We start from the raw sequence: 23,670 nt of genomic DNA, 5'->3' as shown, positions 1-23,670 counted from the left end.
GTCACAACTCCCGGGCCGGCCTATGCTTTCGCCAGCGTAAGGAACAAATCGCGGAACACGCGCTCTTCGGGAATGTAGCGATCGAGGTACACCCGCGTCTGCTCGATGGCCCGGATCTTCTCTCCGACCGACGCCGTGGACTCCCGTTCGAGGCGTTCCAGTTGATCCTTGTTCCACACCTGCTCCCGATCATGCGTCTCGCCGAGTACGGCCGCGTCGCGATACCAGGTAGCCAGCAGGTGCAACAATTCGAGTATATCACGTTTGATGACCGCATTCAGTTGGGCCACCCGTTGCTCCTTCAACCGCTCCAAATCATCCCGTGAAAGTTCGTTCGCGTCGTCAATCCCCATTTCCGCCTTCACCGCGGACTCTATCTCTTTGCGTCGCGATTCGAGAAACGCCGCGAACTCTTCCGCCATTACCACCGGATCGTCACCATCTGCCAACTTATGCGCCAGCGCCAGCACGATGTCCCGTTTGTCACTGTCCACCAGATCCAATGCGCGCGACATTTCGCCTTCCGAAATCCCCGCTATCGAATCCGCTGTATTCGCGTCCAAATCGCGCAGCTTCAAAAGCAGATCCGCCACAGTCTCGCGGCGTAACGCCCGAAATCGGACAGACTGGCACCGCGATCGAATCGTCGGCAACAACATGCGCGGGTACTCGCTTATCAGTATGAAAACCGACTTGCCCGGCGGTTCTTCCAGCGTCTTCAGGAAGTGGTCTTGTGCCTCGCGCCGCATGCGGTCCGCATCGCGAATGATGAAAATGCGCCACTGCGATTCAAACGGCCGCAACGCCGCCAACTCGTTGATCTCGTCGATGTCCTTCTTCAGGATTTCGCGGTTCTTCGTCGCGGGCGTGACAATCTTTATGTCAGGATGGTTTCCATGCGCAATCTTGCGGCAGGAAAGACACTCGTCGCAGGGTTCCGTCCCGCCTGCCGTACAGTTGATCGCCTTGGCAAGTTCCGTCGCCGCCATCGCCTTGCCAACTCCTCCGGGACCCAGGAACAGCAAGCCATTCGGAATGCGCTTCTCGCGCACCATGTTCTGCAACAGGCGAACCGCCACTTCTTGGTCACGTATAGCGTTGAAGCTCATGCGAGCGGTATCCGTTCTTCGGCCAGCCGGCGCACGTCCGCCGCTACAGCATCTACGCCGCGCGCGCCGTCAATCGGCACCACACGTTCCGGTTCGGAGCGCGACAAGGCCAAGAACCCTTCGCGAACACGCCGGTGAAACTCAATGGACTCATTCTCAATCCGGTCCAGGCCGCGCCGTGCCATCGCGCGTTTTAGACCTTCCTCCGGATCGATGTCCAGCACGATGGTCAAGTCAGGCCAAACTCCGCCTGTCGCGATGCGGTGCAACGCTGCAATGGTCTCCGGAGACAACGCGCGCCCTGCGCCTTGATAGGCCGTCGTTGAATCTGCAAACCGATCGCAGAGCACGACCTTGCCTGCGTCCAGCGCGGGCCGAATGCGCTCGGCGACGTGTTGAGCCCGTGCGGCAGCGTACAACAGCAGCTCTGTCACGGAAGTCATCTCGCGATGAACAGGGTCGAGCAACACGCCGCGAATGGCCTCTGCAATGGGTGTGCCCCCCGGTTCTCGCGTTACGTCCACGGAACACCCGCGCGATTCCAGGTAGTCTTTAAGAAGCGCCAATTGGGTCGATTTGCCGCAGCCTTCCACGCCTTCGAACGTGATAAAGCAGCCCCGCTTCATTCGCCCAAAGCCTTCTTGCGTGCAAGTTGCGCCTCCGCGAAGAAGGCGTCCAATGAATTCCCGTCGCTCTCCGCAATCATGGCGCGCACGGCGTCAAGCCGCTTGGCCAACTCCGCAAGTCCTTCCGATATCGCCTCGCGATTCGTCAGACAAATGTCGCGCCAGATTTCGGGCCGTCCCCCGGCCACACGCGTCACATCGCGAAACCCTTTGCCTACCGTGGAGCGAATGTCGCCGAGGTTACCCGCGAGCGACGCCACCAACGAGGATGCAATATGCGGAATATGACTGGATCGCGCCACCAGCGCGTCGTGCACCGCGGGATCGATTTCAACCACACGCGCACCCACGCCCTTCCACAATCCGCACACGACCTCATGGGCATCGGCGGCGTGGCCGTTCGCGCACTCGACAAGCGTCACGCAATTCTCGTAGAGCCGATCCGTCGCGTGTTCCGGTCCGTATTTCTCCGAACCCGCCATGGGGTGGCTTCCAACAAAACGAAGCGGTTGCCGCCACGTAGCGCGCGCATGCGCGCAGATCTCGGCCTTCGTGCTCGCGACATCCGTCACAACGGCGGAAGGGTCGCATAACGAAGCGATGGTATCCAACTGCCCTGCGACCAGCGCCGCCGGCGTACACAACACAATCAAATCGGCCCCGCGAATGCCTTCGCTCAGATCCAGAAAGGTCTTGTCGACCGCGCCAAGTTTCAGCGCCGTGTCGAGCGATTCCTGCCTGCGCCCGATTCCATAAACACGGTCCGCCATGCGGCGCGCCTTGAGCGCAAGCCCAAGCGAACCGCCCAGCAGACCTACGCCGACAATCGCGGCCGTATTGAAGTGTGCTGTCACGGCTGTTCCTGCGCCACGGCAATCGCTTCCGGCAACGTAAACACCCCCAAGTAGAGCGCCCTGCCGATAATCACCTCGTCCACGCCGTCGGGTTCCAGCGCTTTCACTCGCCGGACATCGTCCAACGACGACATCCCGCCCGACGCGGTCACGGGAATGCCTACGGCCCGGGCCACCGCCTGCGTGGCTTCCAAGTTCGGACCCTTCATCATCCCATCACTCAGAATGTCGGTATAGATAATACGCGAAGCGCCTGCGTCTTCGACTTGCTTGCCGAACGACACGGCATCCGTCTCGGTAGTCTCCAGCCAACCGCTCAAGGCGACCTTGCCCGCCCGCGCGTCGATGCCCACTACAATGCGCCCAGGATAAGCGCGTGCGGCTACGCGCAGCAACTCGGGATCCCGGTGCGCCGCCGTGCCCAAAATGATGCGTTCCGCGCCCGCTTCGGCAAGCGCGTCAATGCTTTCCATCGTGCGAATCCCGCCGCCGACTTCCACCCGCATCCCTGCCGCCGTCATGCGACGCACGGCATCCAAAACACAGACGGCGCCGCTACGGGCGCCGTCCAAGTCTACGATGTGGATGATGTCGCCGCCGAGTTCGTGCCAGGAACGCGCTTGCGCTACCGGATCCTCCGCGAATACGGTCTCTTGACCGTAATCGCCCTGGACCAGGTTCACGCACAGCCCGCCCCGGATATCCACCGCGGGGACAATGCGCATGGTCAACCCGCAGCTTGCAATTTGGCCTTGACGACCTCAAGCAGGCGGTTGAATCCGTCCTCATCCGTCGCCGCGATTTCCGCAAGCATCTTGCGGTTCACGTCGATGTTCGCCAGACGGAGACCCTGCATAAACCGGCTATACGAGATACCGGCCGCGCGCGTTGCGGCGTTGATGCGCGCAATCCAAAGCTTGCGGAAATCGCGCTTCCGTGCTTTGCGATCGCGGTACGCGTAAACGCCCGCATGATCGACCGACTGCTTCGCCGTCTTGATCAACCGGTGATGGGAACCACGGTAACCGGATGCAAGTTTCAATACTTTCTTGCGCCGATCGCGCGACGCCGGTCTTCCTGTGGATCGTGGCATGACTATGCTCCTTCAATCTCAATGCCGCCACATCGTGGCGGGTGTATTCGTGTTCCGAAACCCGATGCCCAGCTCCTTAGCTGTACGGCATCATCTTCTTGAGACGCGGCGCATCCGCCTCGCTCACCACAACCGCGTTGCGCAAGCTGCGTTTCCGCTTCTGGCTCTTCGGCGTCAGCAAATGGCGCGCAAACGCCTTAAACCGCTTGAACTTGCCCGTGCTCGTCCGTTTGAACCGCTTCGCGGCGGATTTGTTGGTCTTGATCTTCGGCATATGTTCTCCTTTTCACCGTGGACGCTCCTGCTTTCGCAGGTCATCCCACGCTTCGCGCCCACGGCGCTTATTTCGGCGCCAACGTTCTCGGGGGCCGTGCAGGGAAAAAGCTCCCTCCCTCGATTTCAGCGGCTACAAACCGCGCTCCCACTCGGGGCTTTCAGCTCTTCGTCGCGACGCTTTCCTAGCGCGACGGCGAAAGAACTATGATCATGCTCCGGCCTTCCAGGCGGACCGTCTTCGGATCAATCTGGTCAGCGCTCAGATCCTTGGTCGCTTCAAGCACCCGCGCCAGAATCTCCTGGCCAAATTCCGGATGTGCCATTTCACGCCCTCGGAACGTCACCGTGACCTTGACCTTGTTCCCCTCCGTGAGGAACTCCCGCACGTGGTTGGTCTTGTAGTCGAAGTCATGGTCATCAATTTTGGGCCGGTACTTGACTTCCTTGACGATTACGACGTGCTGGTGTTTCCGGGACTCCTTCATGCGCTTGCTCTGCTGATACTTGTATTTGCCGTAATCCATGATTCGGCAAACACTCGGCACCGCGTTCGGCGCCACTTCTACCAAGTCCAGCCCGCGCTCAAACGCGTCTCGCAACGCGTCCTGCGGCGACATGATTCCCAGTTGATTTCCAGCCTCGTCAATAACGCGTACTTGGCGTGCGGTGATGCCCTCGTTCACTCGCACCTTCAGGTCGATCGGCTTGGCGATTAGATCACCCTCCTGTCATCCCGTGAGCTTACGTTCTCTCCATTCCTGCTGCCCCGGATCACGGCACCCACGGCAACAACAAAAAAAGGCGGCAGGGCACGCCGTGCCTCTGCCGCCAAAAATATACAGGATACTCCTGTCAGCAACCTTGCGCCCAGACCCAACGGTCGCGGCAAGGTGAGAAGCCGGCGCTCCTACTTGCGCTTTTACAGCGAACCAGACTCTACCAAATACCGGCCGTCCCTGTCAAACTGGCGCGCCCTTGGCTGGTGTCTCCTCCCATCAGGACCATTCCTGACAGCCGTTTCAGGAGCACTGAGATACCCGCACACCTCCCCGGACCACCCTGGGAATTCGCCTTCTTCGTTCGGGATAGGCACTATGGTGCCCTCCAAGGAGGGTCATTTTATGCACATCCGCTCGCTGACCCGCTCTCGTTGGCCGGTCCTGGCCGGGTTACTGCTTACTGTATGGACTTCCCTCGCCGCATCTGCCGCGCCCGCGTTGCGCGTCGAGGGGGACCATTTCACCGTTGATGGTCATCCGCGCTTCCTTGTTCTTGTCTCCTATTTCGACGCCATGCGCGCGTCCGACGCTACTCTCGACACCGATTTCGAATACTTCAGATCGGTGGGTGTCGACGGCATCCGCGTCTTTCCGAATTGGTGGAATTGCGCCGACATGACACATTTCCCTGACGATACCCTCATGGATGCCACCGGCGCGATCCGCCCAGACCGACTGGCACGGCTGAAGCCCGTCTTGGATAAAGCGTCTTCGATGGGCTTCATCGTTGATCTCTCCTTCGCGTTCGAAACGGTAGGGGGGTTGTCCGCTTTGACGGAGAGCCAACTCGGCCACTCACAGGCCGAATTGCCGGTCAACCAAGTACATGCCGACGCCTACGAGCGCGGTTTGACCGAAACGGCCCGCGCCCTTCGCGCCTATCGCAATGTCTTCTTTGACATCCAAAACGAATTCAACGGCCGCATCACCCATCTGAGCGACGACGAGGTGAAACGCTTTCTCGCCGCCATCAAAGCCGTAGACCCCGGCCGCATCGTGACCGCCTCGCTTGCCAATGAGATCGGTCCGGAAGACGTCGTCGCGCGCTCCGTCAGGCTCGGACTGGATATTGTCGCGTGGCACGAATCCCGAAACCCCTGGCAATACGACGCAATGGACCAGCTTGTGCAGCGAGCGAAACAGGCCGGGCGTATTCCGATCTACCTCGGCGAACCCGCATCCATGGAGCAAGACCTCGGTGCGGAAGAATTCCTCACCGCCATCACAAAAGCCAAGAGCGCCGGGGCCGCCGCCTGGACCTTCCACACCGAAAGCGGATTCGACCTGCGGCGCGCTGGCCTAACCGCTCAACTCACGGAAAACGAGAAGCGATTCCTCGACACATTCAAAGCCAAGCTCAACGAAGCACCTTCTCCCTGAAATACTCGCTACTTGGATCCTGCCTTCCCCTTCATGCATCTTCGTATCCGTGCCGCAGACGCCTTCGGCTGCAATTCTCCCCTTGATGCGCAGCCGCCTTCGGCGAACGACGATTTGCCGTAAGCCGGACATCCGGTAGCGCCGCTATCGCCGAACGCGGCGCCGAATCGACCATAGACCAGAGGTGATGCGCAGCACCTGCTGTAGCGTGGTCTCCGAAACCGCCGCAGCGGATCACGGCCCCGGCCGAAGACTTCCATTGCACCAGCAAGCGAAGATCATCAGGTCACCCCATGCCACGTGTTACCCGTAATCCACGATATACACCACGCCGCGCTCGGCGAGCGCTGCGCTACCGGGGTCGCGTTTTGGAAAGTAGGCTCATGCCGGGTCTGTGACGTTTGAGCCCACGCCACGCGTCTTTTCCCACTTGTCATTCCGAGTCTGCCCCAGGCGGACGAGGAATCTGGCTTAAACTCCTCGTGCCGTGCGCGGAACACCATATTCGCGCCTACCCCATGCCTTTATAGCGCCCGGTCTCCGCCGACACACCTGTCGGCATGCCACGCGTCTTTTCCCTCTTGTCATTCCGAGCGGGGGACCGCGCGAGCGCGGGTCTTGATGAAAGAAACAACGGGCAGGGTGACGACGACTTCACTTGGCATCGGACACCGTGTACTCTCGTCCACTACTCACACCGCCTGCTCCTCCTGCGCGCCGCACGGCGCAAAACATAACAGCCTGGGGCAGAGTCCTCCGAAGCCCCGAGACGCAGTCGAGGAGCGAAGGAGGACGCCGCCCCAGGAAACCAGCCCATCCGGCCGTCCGCCCTGAAGGGGCACCACATGTCCAAGTGCAACGAACTTCCCCTTATATATGAGGGACATCATTCCGGAGGATAACCATGGCCTAACCTCCAAGTCTTGCACGTGAGCATATTGCGTCGGCGCTCAATCGCGCCGGTGCAAATTCGGTCAATAGGCTTTCAATTCAAATCCCGAAACCATGGACCCAACCTCAGACGCGTTCTGGACCCTTGAATCGTCAAATTGCTGGAGGGGTGTACCCCTGAATCTCACGCTCTACAAACGGGACCCCCCCTTGCCCCGTCAAAATGAGCCCAGGGGCGCCCCAGCAAAACTTCACCGCTCCAGCTAAGCGACCCCTTGAGTCGTCAAACCACATGGGGTGTCATGACGGAGTCGCGTCGGTTGCCGCCATTCGCGCCACAGTGCTATGCTCCGGATTCCTGACTGCGTCTTGAATATCGCAACACACGGGTAGACGCGCGGACCGGGGACCGCGCAATTGGATTCAAATGCCGGATACAATCTCTACGGATAAAATAGCCGACAGTCCTGTCTCGGGAGCGCCGGCCCTCCCCGCCCGCCGCTCGCCCCGGCGTGGTGCGGTGCTATTCGTTCTCATCTTCCTTGTCAGCACATTTGCGCTTCTCACGCTCAACCGCGCCGCCATCAATTCCTCCTTCATGAATTGGTACCTCTTCCACGTCGCAAGCCACACGGCATCTGTGCTCAATATCATTGGCGAGCACGGCAGGGTGGAAGATCCCGACCTATACAAAGATCGCGCGGCTTCCGTGCGCGCCTCCATCGAGGAATGGAAGGGCGTCAAACCCAAGCCCGGCGACGTACCGGAGAGTGCGGCCAATGAAAAGCCGCTAACGGCCTACGAGGTATGGGTGTACCGCGCGCTGCGCCTTCGCAATGATTACAAGCGCGAACTGGAGCAACTCGCGCTCACGGATCCGTTGCCCCGCCCAGAGATTCGCTCCATCGACGATCAGTTGCGGCACGTTGCCGTCTTGCTCGACCGCGTGGAACAAGCTATGCGGCGCGCTTCGCGTTCTGGTCCTATCCAAGTGACCACGCCCGATATCACGGCAACCGTCAACGCCGCCCGTGAAGAGCTTCGCCTGCTCGAATCCTCCGACGCATCGATACCTGGCCGCCAGGAAGCACTCGACGCACTTGAGAAACGCGTCGAGGCCGCCCGAGTAGCACAACGAGCCTTCATCGAAGGTCGCGCCCGCAAGACCAGCGTTCAAATCAGCGATCGGACCGGCCCCACCGTGGACTTTTTGATGAAACGCGGCCTTGACTCGGATCTGGCCGACAAGCAGAAACAGCTTGATGCCATCCAGTTGGACGTGTCGCTCACGCCCGAGCAGCGCGCGGAAAGAGCCAAGCCGATCCGGGCGGAAATCGAACAACTAAACGCCAAGCGGTCGCAAGCGCCCGACGAAAAGTCCAACAAAGACATCCGATTCCGGTTCAACGTCGTGCCCGATTGCGGCGCATTGTCCTCCATGGCCATCTTCCTCGCCGCGATGCTTGCGTTCCCCACCCACATGTGGAAACGTCTCGTCGGTCTGCTTATCGGGATCCCTATACTCTATGCGGTCAACATCGTTCGCCTGAGTTGCCTCGCCGTGATTGGGGCGTATACCGATGCAGGAGAGTTGTTCACGTTCGCCCACGAATACGTGTGGCAAGGCATTTATATTCTGTTTGTGGTTACCGTCTGGCTGCTCTGGGTCGAATTCCTGGTCAAACCCAGAAAGAAGAAGATTGAAGCGTAGAGTACAGCGCGTACATTGAGGCGATAAGAGATACTGACATTCCAGAATTTACTGATTGTGAATTCCGTAGCCTCGGATTTGAGATCTGAAGTCTCAACCTTCAAGTCTCAATTCCTCAATCCGGAGGATTGCACGTGGCGCAGGAACTAACCGTCCGGCGGTTCATATGGTTCTGCGTGAAGCTGTTCGTTCTGGCACCGGTCTGCCTGTGCCTGTGGTGGCAGATTATGCCGGCGTACGCGCTTGGCCTAGGCCACGTCACCGCCTTCATTCTTAGGGCCATCTTCGGTTACCCCATTCAAGGCGTTGTCGTACATGCTCAAGGCGTAATGAACGTCGACACCGTCATGGGCTACGTGGTAATGGGCCAACCCAATACGCTGCCCATCGCCCAGCTCGTTTCCAATATCGGCACCTTTTGCGCGCTTATGCTGGCTACCGGCCGCCTCGGTTTCCGCAGACTCGCACTGGGTACCGCCGCGGGAATTGCCATTCTCGCGTTTACCCACGCCGCTTACCTCGTCACCTTCTACTCACTTGCAAAGACTATCGCCCGCGACCAAACCTATTTTGTCGCTTTTGCCCAAGTCCTACTGACACTTCCCTTTATTCTGTGGATCGTTCTTGCCTTCTGGGACCAAATGCCGTGGGCGAAACCGGCCACGTCCCAGGAGACGGACAAGTAAGGCTCAGGTCGCCGCACCTTCAGCCAAGCGCTACGCACCTTCGGTCTCACCCTGTCAATTCTGCCGTGAAATGCATCACAACGTGTGGTACGATAGCCTTGCTTTCCAATGCGAGACCAGGGGGGTACCGCACCAAGGAGATCCTGTCATGGCCGGTATTACTGTGCGCAATCCACTTAGCGGCGAGATTCTCTACAACATCGCGGAGCCAACCGATGATGAGATACGCCAAGTGTTTGCGACAGCGCAAACCGCCCACGCGAACGTCAGCGCAATGTCCGTGCAAGAACGCGTGGCCGAGACACTTAAGCTTAAGCGCTACATTATGGAGCGCCGCGAACAAATCTGCGACAAGGTCATTCGCGAGACCGGCAAGAGCCGTTTGGACGCCTTGCTTACGGAAATTTTCCCGGTCATCGATCTGATCGATTATTACGCAAAGAACGCGGCCAAGATTCTCGCCGACCAGAAGGCGCCGACACCCCTCATTTTGATGGGCAAGAAGTCATACGTTTGCTTCGAGCCGATAGGACCCGTCCTCGTTATTTCGCCGTGGAATTACCCATTTACCTTGAGCTTCCTACCGACCTTGTGCGCGTTCCTGGCCGGCAATTCCGCCATCTTGAAACCGTCCAAAGAAACCCCGCTCAAGGGTGTCATGGAAGACATCGTGAAAAACAGCGGTTTCATGCCGGATGCCATCCAGGTCTTCTACGGCACTCGCGAAGCGGCCACCAAACTCATTGACCTGAAGCCCGCGAAGATCTTCTTCACGGGAAGTGTTGCGGCAGGCAAAAAGATCATGGCACAAGCATCGCAACACCTTATTCCCGTCGAACTGGAACTCGGCGGGAAAGATCCCATGATTGTCTTTGACGACGTAGACCTCGAACGCACGGTTAATGGCGCGCTGTGGGGCGCCTTCACCAACACCGGCCAAAGCTGTACCTCTGTGGAGCGTGTGTACGTGCAGGAAAGCATCTACGACCAGTTTGTCGCGATGGCCAAGGAAAAGGCCGCCCGCTTGAGTACCTTCGCTTCCAAGCCGGACGATCAGGGCGACCTCGACGTTGGCACCATGACCACGGAAAGTCAATTGACTACCCTCGATGAACACCTCCAGGACGCCATCGACAAAGGTGCGACCATTCTTGCCGGGGGACCGCGTAAGCCAGGCTCTTCCATCTTTCCGCCTACCGTACTCGCAGACGCCAACAACTCCATGAAGGCCGTGACCGACGAGACTTTCGGTCCCTTGTTGCCCATCATGAAGTTCTCAACCGAAGAAGAGGCGATAGCCCTCGCCAATGATTCGCCCTATGGACTGAGCGCAAGCGTTTGGTCCAAAGACCTGGAGCGTGCCCAACGCGTTGCCCGGAAGATCGTGACCGGTAACGTGTCCATCAATAACGTCATGGCCACCGAAGGCAACTCCGGTCTACCCTTCGGCGGCGTGAAGGACAGCGGCTTCGGACGGTACAAGGGCCCGTACGGCCTGTACACGTTCTCCAATGTCAAGTCGATTCTCGTCGACAAACAGAGCGCCAAACTCGAACCCAACTGGTATCCCTACACCAAAGAGAAGTACGCGGCATTGTCCAAACTGATTGACGCCGCGTATTCGGGCGGTATCATGGGTCTGATTCGCACCGCCATCGTTGGCATGCGCCTCGAGTCGCTCGCGCGAAAACAACGGCTTTGATCGTTACCTGCTTCCTTACCCATTTCATCTCGGTAGCACAGAGAAAACGAGGTCGCAGAAGGCTGCGTTTCTGACGATAGGAAGCGTTTTGCCATGAAGAAGATCGCTGGGATTTCGCTACTCCTGGTGGCGCTGGCGGTGCTATTGGCTTGGCTCAGGTACGGCAGCCCACCGGGTAAGACTCCCGCGTCCTCCTCATACCCCGTGCAAATCGTCTCTACACAACCCGTGTCACCCAATGTGCAAAACCTTCCGGGCGCCCGGCGTGCAGCCTTCGAGGGGCATGTCTATTCATCACACGGCAACGCAATTGCCTCGGCGCGAGTAGAACTCCGAAAGGGAACGGAAGTTCTCGCGTCCACGAGGACGAACGACCAAGCAGGTTTCGTCCTTGCTGAAACCGATGCGAGTTCCGGGTTAGTTCTGATGGCATCAGCGGAGGGTTACGCTACTTCGCAGTGCCCTGTCGACGTCTCTGTCACCGCAAACCGTCCCGTCGAGTTTTTCTTAAAGCCGCTTGGAAGTATCGGAGGAATTGTGCAGGGATCGGATGGGAAACCGCTCAGCGGTTTTGTCGTGACTGGGGATGGGCAGGACGGTTTCAAGGCAACTTCGGGCACGACGCAAGACGATGGACGTTTTCTGCTCGAGGAGTTTGAGGCGGGCGACGTGCGTCTGTACGCCGCCTTTGCTCCTGCTTCAGCACAGACCAGCCACAAGTTCCGAAGACAACTGGTCGATGATGCAACGTTTCCGACGATTTCACTCCATAAGGGTGAGCACCGTGAGGGGGTAATCCTCTTGCTGCCGCTACAATGGCAAACGACGTCAGGCGGGACCGTAGTCGATCCAGACGGGAAACCGATTAAAGACGCCAGCATTTTCTTAACCGGTGAGGAGATGCTTGCCGGCTTCACGCGCTCAGACGGCCAAGGACTGTTTCAACTGGCTAATCTCGTGTATTCGGGAAGAGAGCACGCGAACTCAAGAGTACATCTGTTTGCCGAACACCCAGATTACGCGCCTACCCGCGCGAACGACATTCCTCTTGGTGACAAGGACATCGTCATCACCATGAAGCCGTTGCTTGCGGGCGAAATCGTTGGCGTCGTACTCGACAAGGCGACACGAATGCCCGTCACAACGGCTCAAGTCTGTATTGTAAACAACCAGCTTGGAAGCGGCTCTACGATTCAACCCTCGTACTCGACGCTTCGTGAAGCGGTATCGTCGGGCAAACTCAGGGTCGACCGCGAAGGCAAGTTTCGCATCCCTGATGTCGGTGAAGGAACGGCCGTCCTTCTTGTGTATGCAAGAGGGTATGGACTTACCATCACTTCCCCGATTGACGTTACCCAAGGCCGCCAGAATCCGGTGGAAATACTACTCGACGCCGCGGGAACGCTACACGTGGACCTTTCATACTCCGGCGACATGGCGGGGCGGGAAGCGGCTTGCCAAATTAACTGCCGACTTGAAGGTTCCACCGAATGGGAGCCTTTCTCAGGTCCTGTAGGCGAATCAGTCTTCACAGGAGCCGAACTGGATGGCGGGCTGGTGGGACCGAAGAGCTACGAGATGACCCTCCCGGCAGGGCGATACCAGTTGTGCGTTTGGACCAATACACGGGTCACCTCCGTCATGCATAGCGGCTGCTTCAACCACAGCGTATACACCGCCGAGGTCCAGGCGGGCAAGACAACCGAACTGGACATCGCGATTGGAGGCACGGGCATGGTGCAAGGTTCCGTCGCGCAGCACGAGGGCCAGAAGCGCTATTTCCTGTTTCTCGCGCCAGGGACTGAATTCCCTCAGGATGCGATACCGTGCGCGGGCAACCCGTACAAGATGCTTCGGTATACAGATGGTATGGGGGCTCATACGCTGGCATATCAGGGCAAATACGAATTCAACTGCCTCCAAGATGGTACGTACACCATCGGTGCGTTTGCGCTGAGCGAAACGGACGGTAGCGTAATCCAACGCGGATTCCGAACCGTCGGGGTCAAAGCGGGAAGTGTGGTGAATGTCGACTTCTTGTGAACCGACGACTCCTCAACCGGCCCGTCAAGAATATATTGCGTCTGGAGGCGTTCCGGGCTAAACTAGAGCCTGTGGGTCTCATTAACGACGAGGGATTTGACATGTTCGTGCGCAGATTGGCGATAGTGACTTTGGCTCTCCTTGCCGCGTTGTGGGCAGTCCCGAGCGCGTGGGCTCAAGCCGCGGAGAATTCTGCAGATAGCGGTGGTGCCACCGTAGAAAGCGCCACGCCCGAAACTATGGAAAGCCTGGAAGAAAAGCCGGCGGCAAAGGTCCCAAAGCGTCAACCCAAGCCGGAGCCTGTCGTAGAGGAAACGTACGAAGGGCCGGACATGTCGCTATTGGTCCCACAGGATGAAGTGCAGCAACGCCGCCAAGCGGCCCTCACGACCGAGCGCGTCGCACAAGAAGAAGTTGAACTGGCCAAGCCAAGTGTAAAGCGCTCGAAAGTCGTCCGCCTCGATAATCAACCAAAGCAAAAGACTCGCCCTATCGCGATCATTAAGGGAAGTCTGGGCCCTTGGGGCTATGGACAACGGTACCGCGAAGGAACCGCTGGCACCCAGAAGCAGAATCAGAATCAGAACCCGCAGGCGGCACAGTTGGGGCGCGGGAATCAGCAAGACTTGTCTCAAGGGTTGTCGCTGGGCGGTAATCGAGGCAGGGGTCGTGGCCGTCGCGATTAGTGCGCTAAGGTCGCTAACCCTCCAAAGTAGGCACGGACGAGTCACGTAGGCTCACTGCCGCGTGACGGCTGTCTCATGTGGACTTGCCTGTGTGTCCGGATGCTCGCTCCTCACCATTCGCTATTCGCTTAGCTTATTCCGTCAGAGGCGTTCGACCGTAATCCGGTTATTCGTGTAGATGCAGATCTCCGAGGCCACGTTGAGGGCTTCGCGCACGATTGCCTCTGCGTCCATATCCGTATGACGTACCAAAGACCTCGCCGCTGCCAACGCAAATGGTCCTCCCGAGCCGATGGCAAGAATTCCGTCGTCCGGTTCAATGACTTCGCCGCTGCCCGCAATGATCAATGATGTCTCCGAATCGCATACGGCCAGCAGGGCCTCGAGATTTCGCAGGTACTTGTCCATGCGCCACTCTTTGCCCAGTTCGACCGCGGCGCGCACAAGACTTTTGTTGTACTCGTTCAGCTTTCCTTCGAATCGCTCGAAAAGCGTGAATGCATCGGATACGGCTCCAGCAAATCCGGCTAAGACGCGGCCTTCGGCCAACCGCCGGATCTTGGTTGCGTTATGTTTCATAACCGTGTTGCCGACGGTCACCTGACCATCCCCGCCGATGGCCACCTGCGATCCGCGCCGGACACTGACGATTGTCGTTGCATGAATGCCTTCCATGGATGCACCTCACTTCGGTTATCTTCCACCTACGATACCTTACCCGGATTTCTCACGAACACACTTGAACCTATCTCGTAACCCGTATGTTCGCAAGACTTGCGGTGAAAAACAAAGCGGTTCTCCGAATACAGAGTGTGTTCGCGAGAAATCCTCATGGCACATCCTCAACGTTTTGCACGTGAGCAATTTGCGTCGGAGCTCAATCGCGCCGGTGCAAATTGCGGACTAAGCGCGCGCAAGGATTCGAATGGACTGTCCACACCACGGGCTGTCAAAACCACGGGCTGGCGAGCGGTCCGAATAGAGGGTACAATGGTTCCATTACTCGTGGGTGGTGAGTCCCCTGGCTGATGATGCACGGAAGACGATCGGTTCTTATTGTGATAGGGTTCTTCGTGTGCCTTATGGCGTGTTCCTCAAACGCCAAGGCGCTCGAAGAGCTTTGGCATTTCGATGTCTTCTCGCCGGCCCGATCGTTACCCGTTGCAGTCGATTACGATGGCGATGGGAAGCGGGAAGTCGTCTTCTCGACACAACACGATGGTTCCGTGTGGAGTATGGCCGCCGATGGGTCCGTCGCAGGCCGCTACCGCAGGCCGCAGTGGATTGCAGGCGGAATTGCCGCGGCCGAGGCGCGCGGCGCCCACTCCTACCTCTTTGCCTTTGAAGAATCCACGGGGAAACTCAGCCTTGCCGATTTTGCCACGGGTCTCAATCTGTGGTTGGATGTACCGGGCGATCCTCACGAGGGCACTCCGCCTGCCTTTGCGGACTTGAATGGCGATGGAACACAGGAAATCATCTGCGTTCGAAAGAACGGAACCATCACCGCCATGGACCGCGCCCTCACCGTCCTCTGGCAGTTCGGCGCCGATGGCGCATTTGACAGCGCGCCAGCCACCGCTCCTGTCTTTGAGCGCGGCTCAGCGGTCTATGCGTTGACCACAAGCGGCATTCTCTTCTGTGTCGATGGCCAAGGGATTCCGCAGTGGCAGTTCGCCATGCGCCGGCCGACTCCTCAAGCTCCTTCATTTTCCGATCCAATCGTCGCGGAATTGCTCTCCGGTAGTCCCGTTGTCTTGGTTGGCGATGCCGCGGGCACGCTGTACGCCTTGGATGCCGCGACCGGCAAAGAATACTGGCGGCGTCCCGTTGCCACATGCGCCATTGGCAATCCGGCCTTACTCGATGTTCGCCCGCCCGAAGGGATCGACATTGTAACTGTCAGCGAGAAGGGCGAGATCGCCGTGCTAAACGGCAGCGGCGTCGTGATGACAAGAGCATCGCTCCCGAAGGGCGACTACGTCCCCAGGCCCCTGGTTGCTGACGTGGATGGCGATGCCGAACCGGACGTGCTCGTTCCGACGAAGGACTGGAGACTTCTCGTTGCGTCTCTGGACGGTCAGGTGAAGGACGAAGTGAGTCTCCTGGGCAATGTGCGCGATGGCGCGGTGCTTGCCGACCTTGACGATGACGGTTTGCTGGAGCTCTTGGCGGCCACGGACTGCGCTCGTATCGCGTGTTTCCGCACACGTGCGCGGTCCGGATGGACACACCCTCGAGGAGGACCTGCATGCTCGGGTTTCATTCCACCCATTACGCGTGCCGTGCTTCCGGAAAGCAAACCTCGCACTCATAGCGCACCGGAGCGTATCTCGGTTTCGCTCTCCGACTACATCGAAGACGTTCCCTTCTCGACCGCTGTAGTCGACATGGGAAAGGCCCAAAAGAAGCTCGCGCGCGCCGTCTTAAGCGATAGCGAACGCGTCCTTGGGGCCGCAGTGCGGTCTATCGAGACCGGCGCCTTTTCGGTGCCCTTTGCGCGATATGCCGCCGGCCCGTTTTCGCTCGATTTATCGATTGTCGACGACCACGGCAAGGTTGAATTGGAGTACAAACCAATTGAAGTAACGCCCAACGCCATTACGCCGGTGTTGCTTCCCAGCCGGGACGCGTTCGTAGCGGCACTTAATGAACGAGGAAGCGCGTATGCGTTGCCTGAACAGTGGACTCCGGCTCCTTACAGAGAGCGCAACACGTGGAGTGTCGTGCATTTCAGAGCCGATTCGTGGATGCACTTCGGACTCGCCGCCGAACCGTTCATTCGCGACGCCATGCCGATTGTGGGACCAGCCGACAGTGACGTGCGCTTTGGACCTGAACATCCCGCGTGGAACGCGATGCAGACCTCGACTCTCCCGTTTCTTGTATCGGCGGACTTCCCGCAACTCAGAGCGCCGTACCCTGCACCTGCCCTGCGCGCAATCATGAGCATGGCTGGAGACCGCTTCGCGGGATTCGCCGTCAACGGTTGGCCGGCGCGCACCTGGGAGAGTCTTGAAAACGACCACAAGACTCCGAAGACGCGGACACTCGCCCAGGAATTGTTTCGCAAAGACTTTCAGCAATTGTTGAATCAGACTCAGGGACACCTCTATCCAGGGAGTGGTCCGTGGTTATTCGCCCATCAAGCGTATGCGTGGGGCGCTCCCATGGCATACGCTGAGATCGGAAAGGATATTCCTTGTGCCCCGCTGCAGTTTGCGTTCATGCGCGGTGCATCCCGGCAGTTTGGTGGAAAGCCTTGGGGAGTCAGTATTGGCAATGAATTTGCCGGCGCCACCCTTGACACCCTTGGACCCGCGGAAGCTCCGCGCATACGCTGGACAGGTCAGGGTCAGGCTTCCGGCCCGGATTGCGGTCATTCCGCGTCTCTCGAATTTCGCCTCGCCATGGCCGCGAGCCTTGCCGGGGCAACATTCGTGCGCAATGAGGCTGACGCCCAGAACGATTCCGGATTCGTTCAAAAGACGTCAGACAATGCCTATTCCCTTTCGGAGCACGGTCAAGCGTTCAAGACATGGTACGACTTTACGCAAACCTTCCCCGAACGCGGCTATCCCGTCACTCCTATCGCCTTCATGGTTGATCGCAACCACGGGTGGCGACCGGGACAACCCGCCTTTGGTGTGTGGCCCCAGGGACGCGCGGAGCAGTCATTGGAGGCAGTCTTCGGCCACGTGTTTCCCTGCGGGGACGGTCTCGATTTCGAACAGGGACAACTTGCAAACGGCCCGTATGGCGACATCTTCGATGTTATTACCGATGACGCGCCGCTCAGTGTTCTCCAAACTTACGCAGTTATCTGGCCGGTGGGCGACATCGAAGTAACGCGCGCGCTCCGTGATTCGCTGGATGACTACGTTGCCAAAGGCGGTATCCTCGTCATTGATGGTGGGCTTGCTCGCTGGTTCCCGGAGTCGTTCACTGGAGTGCGTGTCGACGAGGACACCGCATTCGCCTGCGGCATTCAGACGGCATTGCAGAGCATCACGCCCATCGCGGCGTCGTTTCGCTACTACCGGCTCGATGCACTCACCGGGACGCAACCCATTGCCTGGACAGACAAAGGTCAAACGCTCGCCTGTTGGCACAACTACAAAAGCGGTCTTGTGCTTGTTGCCGGGACACGCCACTGGATCGATATCTCAAGCGGGCTTGTGCCCATCGCACCTGTCCTCATGCGTCTCGTCGCGGATGCCGTCTCCCCGGTCAGTGTCCTGGGGGATGTCGAGTGGTTCGTCAGCCGAACCTCCACGGGCTATGTCGTTGGACTGATCAACAACAGCGGCATTTCCAAGTCCCCGACAGTGCCTGCGCTGGTGGATCCCACCCAGTCACGCGACTGCGTTGTCGCCGTTCGCGGTGAAGCGCCCACACGCTTCGTGTCGCGCATGGGTGAGTTCAACTGGAACACTGCCGCAAATGCCCTCGAGGTGCGCCTTGCTCCCGGAGGTGTCGGTGTCGTCGAGCTTGTGTTGGGTGGCGCATAGGCGAAGAAGCCCGTTGAGTGGGCTTCGTGGACAAGATGGACGAGTTGGTCAGTTCCGCCAGCCCGTCCAACTCGCCCACTCCAGTGCAACATGCCACTCGCGCACTTTCTCACCGGGTTTTAATCGGCGGCAGCTTCGCCAACCCCCGCAACGCGTTGATCGTCTCCTCCGACATCGGGAATTGATCTGGGTATTTCAAGTATTCGACATGCCCGTCCATGTACAGCACATGCCCACCGAAAGGTTTGTTCTGGTCGGGCCATTCAATGACCGTGGGGATTTGTGACTGCTCTATCGCCCCGGCTGCGGGATTGTTAATGTCGGTAATAAAGAACCGTTCAATCCCCTCGCGAAGACGGCGAATCTTCTCGGGTGGGCCTTGAGGTCCCGGATTGGGCAAATCGCTGTCGATATCGCCCCCTTCGACGTTCTCCATGGCTTTCGTGTAGGCCGACGCAAACGCCTTCACGTCTTCGTCCGATTGCAGGGCAAAACCTAGATACACGCAGCGATTGACGTCCAAGAGGGCCATTGCCCCTTCGGAATCATCACCAAAATACGACCTGAGCAGTTTGCCTTCAGCGCCATTTGATGACACGATCTTTGCGTCCAGATCCGGCAGAAGTTGTGCCGGCTCAAGTCGCAAAGGAGGATAGTATTCGCCGGGAGTCTCATTCGCGTACATCTTGAAATACAACCCAAGTTGCTTCAGCGCATTTGACACACTTGTCGTCTTCCGTCCCGCTGCCAAACCGCCACTGGCAGCGCTCGGTGCGCCCAGCCCCCCAAGACCGCCAACACCGGCGCTTGTTGTGGACCGGACTACCGAGATGCTCGGTTTCACGCTGGGTGCACCGATTCCGCCCATTCCGCCCATTTGACGACGGGAGCCTGTAGACGGAACGCGATCCGCAACCGACACTTCCTGTGTCACCCGATTGTTCGACTCGTCGGACTCCTGGATTGCATTCTCAGGATCTACTACCGCAACAATTGTGTATTTCTGACTCTGCGATTGCGCTGCCCACGATATGGCTTCAGTAGCCTTTCCGCCGGCGGGTACAATCAGCGCGCCCGTGTTGATCTTCTTTCCGCCCGCATCGGGGTCTCCCTCGTAGAAGGTGACTGCCACCTCACGGTCTTTCGGGCCGCTATTGGTGATCGTGGCCGCGATCATCCTGCCGCCGTTGTCCGCGACGAACGTAAATACGTCGGCGGGAGTGATTGATATATCCGTTGCCGGCTCTTGCGCGTCGGTTAGGACCAACACACCAAAGAGCGCCAGCACACACGCCGCAAACGCTTTGCTCCATCGCGTGGTCTCGCTGAATTGCGTAACCATCGCTATTCTCCTTTCCATGTTTGTTTTCCCTTCAAGCACACTGGCCAGTCCGGGACTCCACGCGGGTGGACGAAACTTCTGAAATTGATCCAGCAACGCATGGCCGTAGCCGCGCCTCTCCTCGAAATTCAAGACCGAAAGCACGTGCGCATCGCACGCCAGTTCACGGTCAGCGGTAATTCGCTTGCGCGCCCACCACAGCGCCGGGTTGAACCAATGAACAGCGAGCAAGACGTTCACCAGCCAACCGATAAGAATGTCGCCACGCTTTAGATGGGCAAGTTCGTGAAGAAACACGTAGCGAAGGTGCTCGCTTGAGGCAGATTCCAGCAACGCGGGCGGCAGCAGCAAGCGCGGCCGAATCGCTCCAAGCAGGGCCGGTCCCTCCACGCACGGAGTCACCACCATGGCCAGCCACGTGTTGACTCCCATACGCTGTTTACAGTCTTCGAGCAGTTCCAGCACCTGTGGTTTCACCACCAACCGTTGCTTTGTAACGCGCCTTGCGAGGGTGCGACCTTGCGCAACCATGAACGCAATCATCGTTGTCGAGCCTGCGAGCCAAATGGCTGCGCCGACAAACCACGGCGATAGTCCGCGTGAGTGGAGCGGCATGCTTGGAAGGTCTGAGGAATTCACGCGTGTGATCGTCGTGGACGATCCACCCGCCATCGCTGCCTGCGCCGCACGCGCGGCATCGGGCGAGGTGGAATCGGCAAGCTTGCCGTCGACATACAACAGCGTCGATTGCGCCGGCTGCTCGCTCGACGTGAACAGGGCGGTCACCTCTTCCACCGCGTTGTACACGCTGAACGGCGCGGGTACGCTCCACAGCAACAACAAACGCACCAGCACGAGCCCCCACATCGCATGGCGCACCGTGGCGCTTATCCGCCCGCGAAGCAGGCGCTGAACGACAACGACAAGCGCCACCAACAACGCCGCTTGCCACGACACATTCAGCACACGCAAGAAGGTCTCTTCCACCCAGCCCCACGCGCTAGTCATTAGACTTCTCGCCGCTGGACTTCTGGTCCAGCATGGCGCGCAATGACTCGATGTCCTCCGTGCTCAGGTCTTCCTGCTCGATGAAGTGCGCCAGCATGGGCTTCGCTCGCCCGCCGAAGCACCGCTGCAAGAACGACGTGCTTTCTTCGCGTACGCATTCTTCTTCCGACGCCGACGGGGAGAACCGAAACACCCCACCACGCTTTTCGCGCCGCAGGACCCCCTTTGCCAACAAACGCCCCATCAACGTCCGTACTGTCTTTGGGTGCCAATCGGCCTGTCCTTCCAAGGCTTCATACACCTCGAGCGCCGTCAGCGGCGATTGCCGCCATAGCACCTGCATCACCCGCCACTCCGCCGACGAAATCCCGGGAAGTCTCGTCATGACCGTTTCCTCCGCCGAATCTTACATCTGTAAGAAATTATCGCACAAACATAATCCAATGTCAAGACCGCTTCGTATAGACCGGTAAGACATTTAATAACAGTGTGTTATTGGAAAACGGGGACAGACACGTCTCCGCTTCGCTGCGCTTGTGTCAGTCCCTGTTTTCCACCGCTTCTGACTCTTCCTATGCTGCCCCAATTACGATTCACTACACTTGGGGGCATGCCCTGCTATACTCAGGGCAACCGGGGGCACCACCTATGAAATCGTTCCAATTCACGGGTTCGATCATCGTCACTCTTATATCTGGTTTTGCGTTTGCTGACCTCGCTTTGGCCGTCGATTCCGATATAGCTGCAGAAGTCTCGCCAGGCTGGTCCCTTGAGACTGTTGCCGAGGTGGACCAGAGCTATGCAGGGTGGGACGTCGAAATCGGGGATGCCGACAATGACGGCAAGAATGAGATTCTGACAACCGGCTGTCCCGATAGCCGCCTGTACCTATTCAAGAAGACGGAAGCAAGCTGGGAAACGCGTATGCTCGCCGAGAACCTCGCCAATCAGAATCCGGGCATGGGGCTCTCGGTGCGCGCGGTCGATCTAAATCACGACGGAAAAAAGGAAATCATTCTCGGCACGGGCGAAGAACGCGGCGGCACGGCGTTTCTGTATTTGCTGGAAACCGACGGGCGCGCCATCACGCGTCGCGTAGTCTCGCGGCCAGAGGACATCAACAAGAGCAGCTTCACGCACAACCTCGCCGTACACGACCTCGACAACGACGGCGCGGACGAAGTCATCTCGGCGTATTGCGGCGGAGGCGAGGTTATCCGGTACGACTTCGATGCCGCGTTGAGCAAGGTCGAAGCGCGCAAGGTCTACCACCTTTCCGGCTCGGGCGAAGAATCGATCATCGCCGATGTCGACAACGATGGGTCGATGGAGTACGTGACCAGCAATAGCTTTCGCACGGGAAAGGCGCGCGTAGAAATCTTCGAGTTCGACGCCAACGGCGAGTTAATGACGCCCCCGCGCGTGGCAATCGAAGGCTATGGAGGCATCCCGTGTTTCTACGCTTCGTTCATGGTTGGCGACATCAACAACGACGGCAAGAACGAGCTTGTCGTGGGGTGGAAACGTGAACAAGCCGTCAACAAGACCACGCTGCTTGCGTATCGCGTAGCCGAAGTCCCGGCCCTCGTTGCAACGCTTGAGATCGAGACCGAAGACCTCGACATGGCCTACTTCGAGAAAATGATGGCCGTTGCAGACGCGGACAACGACGGCAGAGACGAGCTGCTAGTTTCGACGCGGGGCGATGCTTCCTCGGAGAACATTACCAGCGGGCGATTGGGTCGCGTCTACCGCTACAACGTGGACGGTGTGGGCAACGTCAAACGCGAGCTACTGGCCGACTTCGATCCCGCCTACGCCGAATCTACGTGGCTCGCTGTCGGCGACGCAGATAACGACGGCCGGAACGAAATCGTCCTGGCGACCGGCAAAGGCGACCGCACCCAACCGGGTACATCGCACGTAGTCATTCTCAGGACGACGCACTGAGTTCGTTTAACTTGAGTTCGCGCGTAACTCCTTGCCTATCCACGCCTCGGAATCCTTTACGCAGTTTCACTGTTTCCCTATACTGATTTGGCAACCCGTTCAATCCTGTATGCTGCGGGGGGACCCAAATGCTTGTATCGGAAGGAGAGCAATACCCATGGAAAACGTAATCATTATCGGTTCCGGGCCTGCCGGCTTTACTGCCGCACTCTATACGGCCCGTGCCAACCTGAATCCATTGATGTTGGAAGGCGAGCTCAGCAAGGACATCCTCCCAGGCGGCCAGTTGATGACGACTACCGAAGTGGAGAATTATCCCGGTTTTCCCGAAGGCGTCTCGGGACCCGCGCTGATGGACCTGCTGCGTAAGCAGGCCCTTCACTTCGGCACGCGCATCGAGTCGAAGACGGTTACCAAAGTGGATTTCTCGAAGCGCCCCTTTACGCTGTATTGCGGCGATGAGGCGCTGCAGACGAAGAGCGTGATTATTGCCACGGGTGCGACCGCGCGTTACCTTGGGCTGCCATCGGAAGAGAAGTATCTCAACCGCGGCGTGTCTGCGTGCGCTACCTGCGACGGAGCCTTGCCACGTTTTCGCAATAAGCCGCTTATTGTCGTAGGCGGCGGCGACACCGCTATGGAAGAAGCCAATTTCCTCAGCGGGTTTGCGAGCCGTGTGCATGTCGTGCATCGCCGCGACAAATTCCGCGCGAGCCCGATCATGGCAGACCGCACGATTGCCAATCCGAAAATTACCGTCGAATGGAATTCGGTCGTCGACGAGATCCTTGGCGAAGAAAAGGCGGGCGTGACCGCCGTGCGCATTAAGAACGTGCAGACCGGTGAATTGAAGACCATCGAATGCTCCGGCTACTTCTCGGCCATCGGCCACAAACCCAACACGGACCTCTTCGTGGGGCTGCTCGACATGGATGAAACCGGCTACCTCGTTACGAAACCCGGCACGTCTTTGACCAATATCGAAGGCGTGTTTGCGGCGGGCGACGTGCAAGACAAGATCTA

The 23,670-nt window shown here is 58.6% G+C and carries 19 protein-coding genes; 9 read left to right on the top strand and 10 right to left on the bottom strand.

The genetic code is table 11. The features are described from left to right. Positions 1 to 20 precede the first annotated feature (20 nt). From holB to infC, 7 genes are all read right to left on the bottom strand, one after another. Positions 21 to 1,109 (bottom strand): DNA polymerase III subunit delta', encoded by a 1,089-nt coding sequence (gene holB / locus K1Y02_02900; GenBank protein MBX7255286.1) that lies wholly within the window; start codon positions 1,107 to 1,109, stop codon positions 21 to 23. After that, positions 1,106 to 1,735, bottom strand: a complete 630-nt coding sequence (gene tmk, locus K1Y02_02895) for a dTMP kinase (GenBank protein MBX7255285.1) — start codon at positions 1,733 to 1,735, stop codon at positions 1,106 to 1,108. The genes holB and tmk overlap by 4 nt, the downstream gene beginning before the upstream one ends. Next, entirely contained in the window at positions 1,732 to 2,589 is an 858-nt protein-coding gene (locus tag K1Y02_02890; protein ID MBX7255284.1) for a prephenate dehydrogenase/arogenate dehydrogenase family protein, read from the bottom strand. Before K1Y02_02890 ends, tmk begins: the two co-directional genes overlap by 4 nt. Then, positions 2,586 to 3,314, bottom strand: coding sequence for a 1-(5-phosphoribosyl)-5-[(5-phosphoribosylamino)methylideneamino]imidazole-4-carboxamide isomerase (gene hisA, locus K1Y02_02885; protein ID MBX7255283.1), 729 nt, complete (start codon positions 3,312 to 3,314; stop codon positions 2,586 to 2,588). Before hisA ends, K1Y02_02890 begins: the two co-directional genes overlap by 4 nt. A gap of 2 nt (positions 3,315 to 3,316) precedes the next feature. Then, positions 3,317 to 3,682, bottom strand: coding sequence for a 50S ribosomal protein L20 (gene rplT, locus K1Y02_02880; GenBank protein MBX7255282.1), 366 nt, complete (start codon positions 3,680 to 3,682; stop codon positions 3,317 to 3,319). A 76-nt stretch (positions 3,683 to 3,758) separates the two neighbouring features. Next, on the bottom strand, positions 3,759 to 3,956 hold the full coding sequence (rpmI, locus tag K1Y02_02875; GenBank protein ID MBX7255281.1) for a 50S ribosomal protein L35: 198 nt from the start codon (positions 3,954 to 3,956) through the stop codon (positions 3,759 to 3,761). Between the two features lie 184 nt (positions 3,957 to 4,140). After that, positions 4,141 to 4,647: a translation initiation factor IF-3 gene (infC, locus tag K1Y02_02870; protein ID MBX7255280.1), complete on the bottom strand. Its 507-nt coding sequence runs from the start codon at positions 4,645 to 4,647 to the stop codon at positions 4,141 to 4,143. 432 nt (positions 4,648 to 5,079) lie between these two features. On the opposite strand from infC, the gene K1Y02_02865 reads away from it, so the two are divergent. The 6 genes from K1Y02_02865 to K1Y02_02840 all read left to right on the top strand — a co-directional run bounded on the left by K1Y02_02865 (position 5,080) and on the right by K1Y02_02840 (position 13,836). Then, positions 5,080 to 6,117 carry a hypothetical protein gene (locus tag K1Y02_02865; GenBank protein MBX7255279.1) on the top strand — a complete coding sequence of 346 codons (1,038 nt, stop codon included), beginning with the start codon at positions 5,080 to 5,082 and terminating at the stop codon, positions 6,115 to 6,117. Positions 6,118 to 7,528: 1,411 nt separating this feature from the next. Beyond that, positions 7,529 to 8,719 carry an archaeosortase/exosortase family protein gene (locus K1Y02_02860; GenBank protein ID MBX7255278.1) on the top strand — a complete coding sequence of 397 codons (1,191 nt, stop codon included), beginning with the start codon at positions 7,529 to 7,531 and terminating at the stop codon, positions 8,717 to 8,719. 134 nt (positions 8,720 to 8,853) lie between these two features. Further along, the gene (locus K1Y02_02855; protein MBX7255277.1) at positions 8,854 to 9,405 is read left to right on the top strand and encodes a hypothetical protein; all 552 of its coding nucleotides are present in this window, start codon (positions 8,854 to 8,856) and stop codon (positions 9,403 to 9,405) included. A 148-nt stretch (positions 9,406 to 9,553) separates the two neighbouring features. Continuing rightward, on the top strand, positions 9,554 to 11,107 hold the full coding sequence (locus K1Y02_02850) for an aldehyde dehydrogenase family protein (GenBank protein MBX7255276.1): 1,554 nt from the start codon (positions 9,554 to 9,556) through the stop codon (positions 11,105 to 11,107). A gap of 93 nt (positions 11,108 to 11,200) precedes the next feature. Then, entirely contained in the window at positions 11,201 to 13,150 is a 1,950-nt protein-coding gene (locus K1Y02_02845; GenBank protein ID MBX7255275.1) for a carboxypeptidase-like regulatory domain-containing protein, read from the top strand. Positions 13,151 to 13,251: 101 nt separating this feature from the next. Then, the gene (locus tag K1Y02_02840) at positions 13,252 to 13,836 is read left to right on the top strand and encodes a hypothetical protein (GenBank protein MBX7255274.1); all 585 of its coding nucleotides are present in this window, start codon (positions 13,252 to 13,254) and stop codon (positions 13,834 to 13,836) included. A 141-nt stretch (positions 13,837 to 13,977) separates the two neighbouring features. Here K1Y02_02840 and hslV read toward each other — a convergent pair whose 3' ends face one another. Then, positions 13,978 to 14,511: an ATP-dependent protease subunit HslV gene (gene hslV / locus K1Y02_02835; GenBank protein ID MBX7255273.1), complete on the bottom strand. Its 534-nt coding sequence runs from the start codon at positions 14,509 to 14,511 to the stop codon at positions 13,978 to 13,980. Positions 14,512 to 14,864: 353 nt separating this feature from the next. On the opposite strand from hslV, the gene K1Y02_02830 reads away from it, so the two are divergent. Further along, positions 14,865 to 18,347 (top strand): PQQ-binding-like beta-propeller repeat protein, encoded by a 3,483-nt coding sequence (locus K1Y02_02830; protein MBX7255272.1) that lies wholly within the window; start codon positions 14,865 to 14,867, stop codon positions 18,345 to 18,347. Between the two features lie 109 nt (positions 18,348 to 18,456). On the opposite strand, the gene K1Y02_02825 is transcribed toward K1Y02_02830, so the two are convergent. Together K1Y02_02825 and K1Y02_02820 are read right to left on the bottom strand one after the other, a co-directional pair. Then, a complete protein-coding gene (locus K1Y02_02825; protein ID MBX7255271.1) occupies positions 18,457 to 20,697 on the bottom strand; it encodes a hypothetical protein in 2,241 nt (746 codons plus the stop codon). Continuing rightward, complete coding sequence (locus K1Y02_02820) at positions 20,690 to 21,082, bottom strand: BlaI/MecI/CopY family transcriptional regulator (GenBank protein ID MBX7255270.1); 393 nt, start codon at positions 21,080 to 21,082, stop codon at positions 20,690 to 20,692. The genes K1Y02_02825 and K1Y02_02820 overlap by 8 nt, the downstream gene beginning before the upstream one ends. A 263-nt stretch (positions 21,083 to 21,345) precedes the next feature. On the opposite strand from K1Y02_02820, the gene K1Y02_02815 reads away from it, so the two are divergent. Further along, positions 21,346 to 22,647 (top strand): VCBS repeat-containing protein, encoded by a 1,302-nt coding sequence (locus K1Y02_02815; protein ID MBX7255269.1) that lies wholly within the window; start codon positions 21,346 to 21,348, stop codon positions 22,645 to 22,647. Positions 22,648 to 22,804: 157 nt separating this feature from the next. Continuing rightward, positions 22,805 to 23,670 (top strand): thioredoxin-disulfide reductase (gene trxB, locus K1Y02_02810; protein MBX7255268.1); only part of this gene is annotated, 866 nt, incomplete at its 3' end.

The sequence above is a fragment of the Candidatus Hydrogenedentota bacterium genome, from assembly GCA_019695095.1.
Lineage (GTDB): Bacteria > Hydrogenedentota > Hydrogenedentia > Hydrogenedentales > SLHB01 > JAIBAQ01.
This window is presented reverse-complemented; position numbering and strand designations above follow the sequence as displayed.